The 11,955-nt window shown below is 28.9% G+C and carries 12 protein-coding genes; 11 read left to right on the top strand and 1 reads right to left on the bottom strand.

What is annotated here, in order from left to right; translation table 11 throughout:
• Positions 1–311 precede the first annotated feature (311 nt).
• Positions 312–2,081 (bottom strand): Rqc2 family fibronectin-binding protein, encoded by a 1,770-nt coding sequence (locus tag BUB51_RS10050; protein ID WP_073197508.1) that lies wholly within the window; start codon positions 2,079–2,081, stop codon positions 312–314.
• A gap of 206 nt (positions 2,082–2,287) precedes the next feature.
• Between BUB51_RS10050 and dapF the strand changes: the two genes are divergently transcribed.
• The 11 genes from dapF to BUB51_RS09995 all read left to right on the top strand — a co-directional run bounded on the left by dapF (position 2,288) and on the right by BUB51_RS09995 (position 11,847).
• The gene (gene dapF / locus BUB51_RS10045) at positions 2,288–3,121 is read left to right on the top strand and encodes a diaminopimelate epimerase (protein ID WP_073197507.1); all 834 of its coding nucleotides are present in this window, start codon (positions 2,288–2,290) and stop codon (positions 3,119–3,121) included.
• 70 nt (positions 3,122–3,191) lie between these two features.
• Positions 3,192–4,073, top strand: a complete 882-nt coding sequence (locus BUB51_RS10040) for a YicC/YloC family endoribonuclease (protein ID WP_035161991.1) — start codon at positions 3,192–3,194, stop codon at positions 4,071–4,073.
• A 12-nt stretch (positions 4,074–4,085) separates the two neighbouring features.
• A complete protein-coding gene (gene remA, locus BUB51_RS10035) occupies positions 4,086–4,358 on the top strand; it encodes an extracellular matrix/biofilm regulator RemA (protein ID WP_035161993.1) in 273 nt (90 codons plus the stop codon).
• A gap of 13 nt (positions 4,359–4,371) precedes the next feature.
• A complete protein-coding gene (gene gmk, locus BUB51_RS10030; RefSeq protein WP_073197505.1) occupies positions 4,372–4,977 on the top strand; it encodes a guanylate kinase in 606 nt (201 codons plus the stop codon).
• Between the two features lie 2 nt (positions 4,978–4,979).
• Positions 4,980–5,189 carry a DNA-directed RNA polymerase subunit omega gene (gene rpoZ / locus BUB51_RS10025; protein ID WP_035161998.1) on the top strand — a complete coding sequence of 70 codons (210 nt, stop codon included), beginning with the start codon at positions 4,980–4,982 and terminating at the stop codon, positions 5,187–5,189.
• A gap of 14 nt (positions 5,190–5,203) precedes the next feature.
• On the top strand, positions 5,204–6,394 hold the full coding sequence (gene coaBC / locus BUB51_RS10020; protein ID WP_073197502.1) for a bifunctional phosphopantothenoylcysteine decarboxylase/phosphopantothenate--cysteine ligase CoaBC: 1,191 nt from the start codon (positions 5,204–5,206) through the stop codon (positions 6,392–6,394).
• A gap of 93 nt (positions 6,395–6,487) precedes the next feature.
• The gene (priA, locus tag BUB51_RS10015; RefSeq protein ID WP_073197500.1) at positions 6,488–8,971 is read left to right on the top strand and encodes a primosomal protein N'; all 2,484 of its coding nucleotides are present in this window, start codon (positions 6,488–6,490) and stop codon (positions 8,969–8,971) included.
• A gap of 12 nt (positions 8,972–8,983) precedes the next feature.
• Positions 8,984–9,427, top strand: coding sequence for a peptide deformylase (gene def / locus BUB51_RS10010; protein ID WP_073197498.1), 444 nt, complete (start codon positions 8,984–8,986; stop codon positions 9,425–9,427).
• A 26-nt stretch (positions 9,428–9,453) separates the two neighbouring features.
• The gene (gene fmt / locus BUB51_RS10005) at positions 9,454–10,383 is read left to right on the top strand and encodes a methionyl-tRNA formyltransferase (RefSeq protein WP_073197496.1); all 930 of its coding nucleotides are present in this window, start codon (positions 9,454–9,456) and stop codon (positions 10,381–10,383) included.
• Positions 10,384–10,399: 16 nt separating this feature from the next.
• Positions 10,400–11,152, top strand: coding sequence for a DUF116 domain-containing protein (locus tag BUB51_RS10000; RefSeq protein ID WP_073197493.1), 753 nt, complete (start codon positions 10,400–10,402; stop codon positions 11,150–11,152).
• Between the two features lie 2 nt (positions 11,153–11,154).
• Positions 11,155–11,847 (top strand): zinc metallopeptidase, encoded by a 693-nt coding sequence (locus BUB51_RS09995; RefSeq protein ID WP_073197491.1) that lies wholly within the window; start codon positions 11,155–11,157, stop codon positions 11,845–11,847.
• Positions 11,848–11,955: the final 108 nt, after the last annotated feature.

Raw genomic sequence — 11,955 nt, 5'->3', positions numbered from 1 at the left:
TTTTTTTAGTTATGATTAGTATTCCTAGGATTTAGATGTCTGATTTTTCTACTTTATGGAAGCTAACTCTTTATTTCTTGTAAAGTGGTGTATATAAATTTTAATGAATACAACTCATTTTTAAAACAGATAGCAAAATATTTAATTGGACTTTTATCTATATTTCTAATTAGAAGTTTACTTTTTTTAATATTACCTGCAAATATTTATTTTGTATATTTAAAGCATTTTATATTTGGAATATGTTTAACATTAATAGTACCATTATTATTTATCATATTAGGGTTAACAAAAAGAAAAGGATAGAAATTTTATTCTACCCTTTTAATCTTGTTTATTTCTTCAATTTTTGGTGTTACATATAAAGTATTATTATTTACATAAATCACCATACCAGGTTTAGAACCTTTTGGTTTTTTAACATATTTTCTCTCCGTATAATCAACAGGTACGTTGCTTGACATTTTACCTTTACTATAATAAGCGGCCAATAAAGCAGCTTCTAAAATAGTTTTTTCTGGTACATTTTTACCATTAGATTTAATGATAACATGTGAACCAGGAATATCTTTTGTATGAAGCCATATATCATTTTTTTCGGCAAATTTTAAAGTTAAATAGTCATTCTGTTTATTATTTTTACCTACATAGATATCATATCCATCTGAAGAAATAAAGTGATAAGGTTTAGATATAATTCGTTCTGACTTTTTATTATTTTTATTATTACCTTTAATATACCCTTCTTTTATCAATTCATCTCTGATTTCTTCTAATTCCTGAATATCAGAAGAATTTTCCATACAAACTAAGATGTTTTCTAAATATTTTATCTCTTCTTCAGTCTTGGTTATCTGTTCTTGTAAAGTCATTTCTGCAACTTTTAGTTTATTATACTTTTTATAATATTTCTGTGCATTCTGTGCAGGTGTTAATTTAGGATCTAATTTTATCTTTACTATTGAATAGTCTGGAGAATAGAAGTTTTCTAGTTCTACTTCATTTTGACCTTTTTCTATTCTATATATATTAGATGTAATTAAGTCTCCATATATTTTATATTTATCTTTAGATTTAGCTTCAAGTAATTCCTCTTTTAATTTTGCAAGTTTAGTTATATTTCTTTCTAATTTAGTATTTATAACCTTTCTAAGATCACTAGATTTTTGTTTTAACCTATCTGATTTATCCCTAGTTAAATAAAATTCTTCTAGGGTTTGACTAATAGAAGTAAAATTTTTCTTTGTTAGATTTTTATATTGTGTTAAATCTATAGATGAAAAAGCAACAACTTTATTTTTTTCGGTATCGATAATAATATTCGGAGTAAAAATCTCTTTTCTTACTAAATCCATTACGTACATGAATTCTTTTGACAGGCTTTTTATTTTAATTTCATTTAATTCACCTATTTTTGTACTGTCATCAATTTTAGCTCTATAACATATTTCTTTTGCAATCAACGGACTCATTCCCATATAGTTTTTATATAAAAATTTGTAAGTTAATTCTCCTAGATTAGCATTATTAATACTTTGAATAAAATATTTTTCATTTATAGAAATTGGGTTGGTTTTATCTTGAGAAGGTGGCTGTGCATATTTACAGCCAGGTAAAATAACTCTCTTAGAACTTATATCTGGACTAATTCTTTTGATTGCATCAATGACTTTATTGTTATTTTTGTCTACTAAAATGATATTACTATGTTTTCCCATTATTTCAACAATAAGTTGTTTTACTGATTTTATACCTAATTCATCCAAAGATTCTATTTCTATAACAATTATTCTTTCCAAAGAAGGTTGATAAATATTGATGATTTTTCCGCTATGAAGATGTTTTCTAAGGAGCATGCAAAACATAGGCGGATTAATAGGGTTTTGTTTTGTGTGATGAGTTAAATATATTCTAGGATTATTGCTACTAGCTGAAATCAGTAGTTTATAGTTTTTATTACTTCTTATATTTATTAAGATTTCGTCTTTTTCAGGTTGATATATTTTGTCAATTTTACCGAAAAGAATAGTTTCTTTTAATTCATTAATAATAGCTTTTATTACGATACCATCTAAGGCCATATTAATTCCTCCATTTTATATATAATAATAAAGTATAACATTAAATATGTTAAATATCAAAATTTACATATTATTAATCTATTTAAATTAAAAATTTTATTATATTAAATTATTGTAACAATTTAGAGGTAAGAAGTTGAATTAGTAATATAATAATATAATATATAGATCACAGAAGATTACAAATTATGTATGGAGGGATATTTATGCTTGAGTTTATAAAAATGCATGGATTAGGAAATGATTTTATTATATTTGATGGTATAAATCAAGATTTGCCAGATCATAATGAATTAGCAAAAAAGGTTTGTGATAGACATTTTGGAATAGGTGCAGATGGAATGATGGTAGTAAAGCAATCGTCTAGTTCAGATATTAAAATGCTTTTTTATAATGCTGATGGTTCGCAAGCTCCAATGTGTGGGAATGGCATCAGATGTTTTGCTAAATATGTTTTTGATGAAAAATTGGTTAGAGGCAAAGAATTTGAAGTCGAAACATTAGCTGGGATAATGAGACCTAGGATTATTTCATCGGAAGAGAAAATTAGTTTTATAGAAGTAAATTTAGGGAAAGCATATTTTTCATCTGAAATGATACATGCGAATACAAATAAAGAAAAAATATTAAATGAAAGTATTGAAATTGATGGCAATATTTTTAAAATTTCGGCAGTTGTAGTTGGGAGCGTTCATGCTGTTATATTTGTTGACGATTTAAATAAAATAGATATAAATGTTATAGGGCGTAAAATAGAAAATCATCAGCTATTTCCAAATAAAATAAACGTAAATTTTTGTCAAATAATTGACGATACTAATTTTCAGGTATTGACTTGGGAAAGAGGAGTTGGACAGACACTTGCTTGTGGGACTGGTGCGGCGAGTGCGGCTGTTGTAGGCAGTATTCTATATAACACTTCTAAAAAAGTCAATGTTCATCTGTTAGGTGGTACAGTTGAAATAGAACAAAGAGACAATGAAATTTTTATGACAGGCCCGGCAGAGGTTATTTGTAAAGGAGTTTATTATGATAAGTAGCAGTTTATACAGATTGACAACAGTGTAATTTATGTTAAAATTGATTATAATAAATTAGGAGGATGATGCGGTGATTAAAAGTATGACTGGCTTCGGGCGAGGCGAAAGTAGAGATAGTGTAAGACATTTTGTTGTAGAAATAAAGTCGGTGAATCATAGATATAATGATATAATAATAAAGATGCCAAAACATTTGAATTATATAGAAGATAGAATAAGAAAACATATAAAAAATAAAATAAGTAGAGGTAGAGTTGAGGTTTACATAAATTTAGAATACATGGATGATAGTACAGCTAAGGTACAAGTAGACTTGCCCTTGGCAAAATCGTATAAAGAAGCAATTGAAATGCTTAATGAGAAATTGGATATAAGAGATAAAATAACGATTGATTTAATAGCTAAATTTCCGGATGTAATAAAAATTGAAAAACAAGAAGAAGATGAAGATGAAGTTTGGAACTGTTTAAAAAATGGGCTTGAAGAAGCTATTAATAAATTGATTGAAATGAGGATTCGAGAAGGGCAGCAGTTAGCTAAAGATATAAAGATGAGAGCGGAAAACATTATGGATATAGTAAAGGCTATAGAGATTAGAAGTCCTGAAGTTGTTTTAGAGTATAAGAATAAATTGAAAAATAGAATAGAGGAATTGTTAGGAGATAATTATGAATTAGATGAAAGTAGACTTGCAAATGAAGTGGCTTTTTTTGCAGATAAGAGTAATATAGATGAAGAAATAGTAAGGCTTTATAGTCATATTAATCAATTGATTTCAGCACTCGATTCAGATGTGCCGGTTGGAAGAAGATTAGATTTTTTAATTCAAGAAATGAATAGAGAAGCAAATACTATCGGTTCAAAGGCATCTGATATTATTATAAAGAATAAAGTTGTAGAGTTAAAAAGTGAAATTGAGAAGATAAGAGAACAAATTCAGAATATTGAGTAGGGGAGGATTTTTATGAGTATTACGTTAATAAATATAGGATTTGGTAACATAGTTTCAGCTAATAGAATTGTTGCAATTGTAAGCCCTGAATCGGCACCTATTAAGAGGATAATACAAGAGGCTAGAGAAAGAGGAATGCTTATTGATGCAACTTACGGTAGAAGGACTAGGGCTGTAATTATTACAGATTCTGATCATGTAATTTTATCTGCTGTTCAGCCAGAAACAGTTGCTCATAGATTAGAAAATAGAGAGGCACATGATGTAGATTCGATTAAGGAATAGAGGGGAGTAGAGTATGAGTAAGGGACTATTGATAGTTATATCTGGGCCTTCAGGAACTGGAAAAGGTACTATATGTAGAGAATTATTAAGACGTAATAAAAACATTAATTTATCTATATCGGCTACAACTAGAAAGCCGAGAAATGGTGAAGTGGATGGAATTAACTACTTTTTTATTACAAAAGAGGACTTTGAAGATATGATTAGAAAAGAAGAATTTTTAGAATATGCAAATGTTTATGGCAATTATTATGGCACACCTAAAAAGTTTGTATTGGATAAATTAGATGAGGGTAAAGATGTTTTATTAGAGATTGACATACAAGGAGCGTTGTCAGTTAAAAAGTTATATCCTGATGGAATTTTCATATTTATTTTACCGCCTTCAATGGAAGAATTGAGGCATAGAATTGAAAAAAGAGGTACAGAAACAGAAGAATCATTAAAAACTAGACTTAACAGTGCATATAAAGAAATATCATATGTAAATGAATATGAGTATGCTATTATAAATGATGAAGTAGATAAGGCCGTTTCAAAAATAGAATTTATAATCGAGGCAGAAAGATGTAGAGTTAAAAGACTTGGAGAAATAATAAAAAGATATGAGGAGGTATAGGTATGTTATATCCTTCAGTTAACGACTTATTAAAGAAGGTAGATAGCAGATATACTTTAGTAATGATGATATCAAAAAGGGCAAGACAAATTGTAGATGGAGATAAACCATTAGTAAATACGGATTCGACTAAACCGGTTACTATCGCTGTTCATGAAATTTATCAAGATAAAATTGAATATTCAAGGCCAGATATAAAAGGTATTAAATAAACGGAGGGATAATATTGCTTTCGAATGTTAATATAGTTTTAGGAGTAACAGGTGGAATAGCGGCTTATAAAGCTGTAGATGTGGTTAGCAGGTTGAAGAAATTAGGTGCAAATGTAGATGTTATCATGACAAAATCGGCTACAAAATTTGTTACTCCTTTAACATTTCAATCATTATCACAAAATCTTGTAACTGTTGATATGTTTGCCGAACCTAAAAAATGGGAAGTTGAACATATTTCATTAGCACAAAAAGCAGACATTTTTTTAGTAGCTCCTGCTACAGCCAATATTATAGGTAAAATAGCTAATGGAATTGCTGATGATATGTTAACTACAACCATTATGGCTACTAAAGCAAAAGTAATTTTTGCACCAGCTATGAATACAAATATGTATAGAAATCCAATATTTAAAGAAAATATGGAAAAGTTAAAAACATTAGGATATGAGTTTATTAAGCCTGCTTCAGGAAGATTGGCATGCGGAGATTATGGTGAAGGTAAAATGGCAGAGCCGGCGGATATTGTCGAATACATAAAAATGCATTTTACAAAGAGAACTTTATTGAATAAGAAGATTGTTGTAACAGCGGGGCCTACTATTGAGAAAATAGATCCGGTTAGATATATAACTAATTTTTCGAGTGGTAAAATGGGATATGCTATAGCTATTGAGGCTAAAAAAAGGGGTGCAGATGTAATTCTTATAAGTGGACCAACTAATTTGGACAAACCGGATGGCATTAAAGTAATAAATGTGAATACAACGATTGAGATGTTAAAAGCAATTGAAGAGTATTTCGATGAAATCGATGTATTGATAAAAGCGGCGGCCCCATTGGATTATAGGCCAGAAGTTGTTAGTGATAAGAAGATTAAGAAACAGGATGGAAGTCTTAATATCAAATTGGTTAGGAATCCAGATATATTAGCTTATTTTGGTAAGCTAAAGAAAAAACAGATATTAGTAGGATTTGCTGCAGAAACGAATGATGTAATAGAAAATGCTATTAAGAAAATTAGAAATAAGAATTTAGATTTTATTGTAGCTAATGATGTTACAGTGAAAAATGCAGGTTTTAGAAGCAATACTAATATTGCTACAATAATTGATAATAAAGGTAATGTAAATGATTATCCACAGATGTCAAAAGAAGAGTTAGCAAAGATAATTCTTGATAGAGTAGAGGAATTATTGTCATGATGTGTATTTGGGCTAGGTATTAGCTAAAAGCTATTTATCTAGCTCTTTATCCATTATATAATTTATATTTTCTTTTTTTGAAAGGTTGATTGTATGCATAAAAACAAATATGCTTTAATTGTAGTTGATAATGCAAGTACAAATACTGATAAATTATTTACTTATATTATTCCCGAAGAAATAATTAACTATATAGAAGTAGGAAAGAGAGTTTTAGTGCCTTTTGGAAAGAGTAATAGATTATTAGAGGGGTTGGTAATTGAAATAGTTGATGATATAAATTTCAGTTCTAATAAATTAAAACCAATTAAAAAAGTTATTGATGATACTCCAATACTTTCCAAAAAGCTTATAGAACTTGGATTGTGGATGAAAGATAAATATTTGGCACAGTATATAGAAGTATTTAAAACAATAATGCCAACCGGTATTAGCAATAAAGTTATAAAATATATTAGGATTACAGAAGGGTATAATCGTGCATATGAAGACAGATTAGATGAAAAACAGAAGAAGATAATTGAATATTTATTAGAGTTGAAAGAATGTGAATTGAATAGGTTAAAAACCGATTTATGTATAAAAAACATTAATTTACATATAAAAGATTTAGAAGATAGAGGATTAGTGGAATTATTTGACAAAATCGATACTGGTATAGGTAAAAAATATGAGAAATTTGTAAAGAGATTATTCGATAAGGATAAAACTACGGAAATAATAGATTCTTTAAAAAAGAATGCAAATAAGCAAATTGAAGTAATAAGAACATTAAGTGATGTAGAGTATATAAAATTAAAGGAATTAATGATGAAGACAGATTGTGGTTATTCTACTGTCAAGTCTTTACATTCAAAAGGATTAATTGAAATATTAGATATTAATGTCAATAGAAATCCTATTAAAAGATATATTCCACCTTATAAAAGAGTGAGTTTAACTGAACATCAAAAATTGTGTTTAGATACTATTATTAATGATATATATAAAAACAATAAAAATAAATTTTTGATACATGGCGTTACTGGCAGTGGAAAAACTGAGGTTTATTTGCAACTTATTGATAAAATGTTAAAACAAAATAAGGATTCAATTGTTTTAGTACCAGAAATTTCTTTAACACCACAAACTGTGGAAAGGTTTATGGGTAGATTTGGGGATAATGTAGCAATTTTGCATAGTAGGCTTTCTATTGGAGAAAGATATGATGAGTGGAGAAAGATTAAGGAAGGTAAGGTGAAGATAGTTGTAGGAGCCAGATCGGCTGTATTTGCACCTTTCAACAATTTAGGGTTAATAATTATTGATGAGGAGCATGAAAATAGTTATAAATCGAGCATGAACCCTAAATATAACGCCATAGAAGTGGCAGAAAAAAGATGCGATCTAGAGAATGCTGCATTAGTATTAGGTTCTGCAACTCCTTCAATCGAAACTTATTATAGAGCTAAAAATGGTGATTTTAAATTATTAGAAATGCCTATAAGAGCAAATAAAGCTAAAATGCCAAGTATCGAAATTGTTGATATGAAGGAAGAACTTGAAAAAGGTAATAAATCAATATTTAGTGAATCTCTATTTAAGGCGATAAAAGATAATTTGCATAATAAAAAGCAAACGATTTTGTTTTTAAACAGAAGAGGATTTTCAACTTTTATATCTTGTAGAAAATGCGGATATGTTGTTAAATGTTCAGAATGTGATATTTCAATGACTTATCATTTAGATAGTAATATTTTAAAGTGCCATTATTGTGGATTGTCTGTTAAACCACCGACTACTTGTCCTGAATGCGGTAGTAGATATATAAAATATTTTGGAATAGGGACGCAGAAAGTAGAAGAATATATAAAAAAGTTATTTCCATCGGCTAAAGTTGCCAGGATGGATGTAGATAATACAACTAAAAAAGGTAGTCATGAGAGAATTTTAAGTGATATGAAAAATGGTAAAATAGATATTTTAATAGGAACACAGATGATTTCGAAAGGATTAGATTTTCCAAATGTAACTCTAGTTGGTATAATAGCTGCAGATATGAGTTTGAATTTACCGGACTTTAGAGCATCTGAAAGAACTTTTCAATTAATTACTCAAGTTAGTGGTAGAGCTGGTAGGGGTGATGTAGAAGGTAGAGTTATATTACAGACTTATGAACCTGAACACTATAGTATTTTAACATCAAAGGAGCATGATTATAAGAAATTTTATGATATGGAGATAAAAATAAGAAAAGAATTTAATTATCCGCCTTATACAAATATTATAAATATTGTATTAGGAAGTAAGGATGAGATTAAACTTAATGAAGCATCGAAGGAGTTTTATTTTTGTTTAGTAAATAGGTTAGAGAAAAATTTGAATGTAATACGAAATGATTTAATTTTAGGCCCCAATCCAGCACCAATTTATAAAATAAGAAATAGTTATCGCCAACAGATTATGATAAAATGTATAGAAAAAGAAGTGGAAATCGTTAAAAAAATACTTGGAGATCTAGTTATTGATAAAAAAAATGATAAAATGTTTAAGGATATAAAGATTAGTATAGATATAAATCCAATAAGTATAATTTAGGAGGATGATATTATGGCTATTCGTCAATTAAGATATGTGGGTGACCCGATTCTTAGAAAGAAGTCGAGAGAAGTAACAGATATTAATGATAGAATAAAGATATTATTAGATGACATGTTAGAAACGATGTATAAAAATGATGGAGTAGGGTTGGCAGCGCCGCAAGTTGGGATTTTAAAAAGAGTAGTTGTTATAGATATTGGTGAAGGCCCTATTAAATTAATAAATCCAGAAATTATATCAATGGAAGGTGAAGTCATTGATGTAGAAGGCTGTTTAAGTGTTCCAGGTGAAACTGGAGAAGTTAAGAGACCTAGTAAGGTTAAGGTTAAGTATTTAGATGAAAATGGAAAAGAGTTAATAATTCAGGGCACTGGGCTTTTAGCTAGAGCTTTATGCCATGAAATAGACCATTTAAATGGCATTTTATTTATTGACAGAGTTATAAAAAAATAATCGATTTAAATAAATGAGGTGTTAGTATGAAAGTAGTTTTCATGGGAACTCCAGAATTTGCAGTACCTACACTTAAGAAAATATATGAAAATAAATATGATATACCTTTAGTAATTACTCAGCCTGATAGGCCTAAAGGTAGAGGGAAAAAATTAGCTTCTCCTCCAGTTAAGGTTGAAGCTGAAAGGTTAGGAATTAAAGTATTCCAGCCTGAAAAAGTTAATAAAAAGGAGGCTATTGAGTTATTAGAAAGTATATCGCCAGATGTAATAGTAGTTGTAGCATATGGACAAATTTTAAAAGAAGAAATCCTGCAATTGCCTAAATATGGATGTATTAATGTACATGCTTCTTTATTACCATATTATAGAGGAGCTGCACCTATAAACTGGGCGATTATTAATGGAGAAAAGAAAACGGGAATAACAACTATGTATATGGATAGAGGATTAGATACAGGTGATATGATTCTTAAAAGAGAAGTTTTAATTGGTGAAAACGAAACGGCTGGTCAACTGCATGATAGATTAAAAGAAATTGGAGCAGAGTTACTTGTAGAAACTTTGCGCTATATTGAAAAAGGGCAAATAAAAAGAATTCCACAGGATAATAGTATAGCTACTTATGCTCCAATTTTAAATAAGTCTATTGGTAAGATAAACTGGGAGAAAACAGCTGACAGAATTCATAATCTAGTACGAGGTTTAAATCCTTGGCCTTGTGCTTATTTTGAATATAACGATATGAAAGTTAAAGTTTTTATGACAGAAGTTTGTAAGGAGATTAAAGAAGGTAATATAGGCCAAGTTGTAAAAGTAGATAATGAAGGAATTTATGTTAGTACAGCTAAAGACTGTTTAGTTATAAAAGAGCTGCAATTTCCAAATAAGAAAAGAATGAGAGTTTCTGAATATTTAAAAGGTAATGAATTTCCTACAGGTATAATATTAAAATAATTTGGAAGTGAACTATATGAAAAAGGATAAGTTTAGTTTTATAATCACATTGTCAATATTATTTATAACTTTAATATTTATAATTTATTTTGGTTTTTATCTGACTTTTAGCAATTCGGTAGATATATCGAAAATAGTGCTATTAGTTGTTTTGACTATTTTAATATTTTTTGCCTTCAATATTATAATAGGGGTATTATTACTATATATTTTAACTAGTGGTAAAAAATTATCAAATATAAGTTATCAATATCTAAAAAAAATGAATAAAATTCTGTTTCCAATTTTGATTTTTATAGCTAAAGTATTTAGACTGGACAAGGATAGTGTTAGAAGAGTTTTTGCGGATATAAATAATTTATTAGTTATGACAAAGAATATTAATATAAATAGTGAAGATATTCTTATTCTTATACCTCATTGTTTACAGAATTCAAGTTGTAAATATAAAATTACTCATAATATAGATAATTGTAAGATGTGTGGTAAATGTGATATAAGTGATATATTGAAATTAAGTAGAGAATATAATGTAAAAACAGTTGTTGCTACTGGTGGAACTTTAGCTAGGGAATGGATTAAAAAAAATAGGCCAAAAGCGATTATTGCTGTGGCTTGTGAAAGAGATTTAGTAAGTGGAATTAATGATGTAGATAAAATACCGGTAATAGGAGTTATAAATGAAAGACCTAATGGACCTTGTTTTGATACTAGGGTTAATATAAAAAAGATAGAAGAAGCTATAAAATTTTATTTGAAGGAGGTATAGGTATGTATCATTATGGGTACTATGGGATAGATCCGACTTTTATTTTAGTTTTGCCTGCGATAATATTTGCCATGTATGCCCAGACTAAAGTTCAGACAACGTTTAATAAATATCTTAGAGTCGGAAACATTTCAGGATATACTGGTGCGCAAGTTGCAAGAATGATACTCGATAGAAATGGTCTCTATGATGTGAGAATCGAATTAATTGGAGGAAGCCTTACAGATCATTATGATCCACGAAGCAAAGTTTTAAGGCTCTCAAGAGAAGTTTATAGTGGAACATCGGTTGCTTCGATAGGAGTAGCTGCACATGAGGTTGGTCATGCGATACAACATGCAAATGACTATTTCCCATTAATTTTAAGAAACAGTATTGCACCTGTGGCGAGTTTTGGAGCTAGATTCGTTTGGATATTAATTTTTGCAGGATTTATTTTACAGGCATATTCTTTGATTCAGTTAGGGATATTACTTTACTTAGCAGTAGTAGTTTTTCAAGTTATTACATTACCCGTTGAATTTAATGCAAGCCACAGAGCTTTAGCTCAGCTTCAAAATGGTATAATAACTTATGAAGAAGTAAGTCCGGTTAAAAAAGTTTTAAGAGCGGCTGCTTTAACGTATGTTGCTGCTACATTAGTTGCAATTGGCCAGTTGTTGAGATTGATAATATTAAGCAATAGACGAGATTAAAGGGGGCAGCCCCTTTATTTTTGTCTAAGAAAGTATAAATTTTTTTGATAAAATAATATAGGCGTAGCCTAGTAAATAAAAAGAGTCTAGAGTTTGAGTAAACTATTA

The organism is Caloranaerobacter azorensis DSM 13643 (assembly GCF_900129995.1).
Classification (GTDB): domain Bacteria; phylum Bacillota; class Clostridia; order Tissierellales; family Thermohalobacteraceae; genus Caloranaerobacter; species Caloranaerobacter azorensis.
This window is presented reverse-complemented; position numbering and strand designations above follow the sequence as displayed.

What these genes read in the sequence shown, in the direction of transcription:
- BUB51_RS10050 (WP_073197508.1), bottom strand. Translation starts at nt 2,081, where the DNA reads ATGGCCTTAGATGGTATCGTAATAAAAGCTATTATTAATGAATTAAAA.
- dapF (WP_073197507.1), top strand. Translation starts at nt 2,288, where the DNA reads ATGCTTGAGTTTATAAAAATGCATGGATTAGGAAATGATTTTATTATA.
- remA (WP_035161993.1), top strand. Translation starts at nt 4,086, where the DNA reads ATGAGTATTACGTTAATAAATATAGGATTTGGTAACATAGTTTCAGCT.
- gmk (WP_073197505.1), top strand. Translation starts at nt 4,372, where the DNA reads ATGAGTAAGGGACTATTGATAGTTATATCTGGGCCTTCAGGAACTGGA.
- rpoZ (WP_035161998.1), top strand. Translation starts at nt 4,980, where the DNA reads ATGTTATATCCTTCAGTTAACGACTTATTAAAGAAGGTAGATAGCAGA.
- priA (WP_073197500.1), top strand. Translation starts at nt 6,488, where the DNA reads ATGCATAAAAACAAATATGCTTTAATTGTAGTTGATAATGCAAGTACA.
- def (WP_073197498.1), top strand. Translation starts at nt 8,984, where the DNA reads ATGGCTATTCGTCAATTAAGATATGTGGGTGACCCGATTCTTAGAAAG.
- fmt (WP_073197496.1), top strand. Translation starts at nt 9,454, where the DNA reads ATGAAAGTAGTTTTCATGGGAACTCCAGAATTTGCAGTACCTACACTT.
- BUB51_RS10000 (WP_073197493.1), top strand. Translation starts at nt 10,400, where the DNA reads ATGAAAAAGGATAAGTTTAGTTTTATAATCACATTGTCAATATTATTT.
- BUB51_RS09995 (WP_073197491.1), top strand. Translation starts at nt 11,155, where the DNA reads ATGTATCATTATGGGTACTATGGGATAGATCCGACTTTTATTTTAGTT.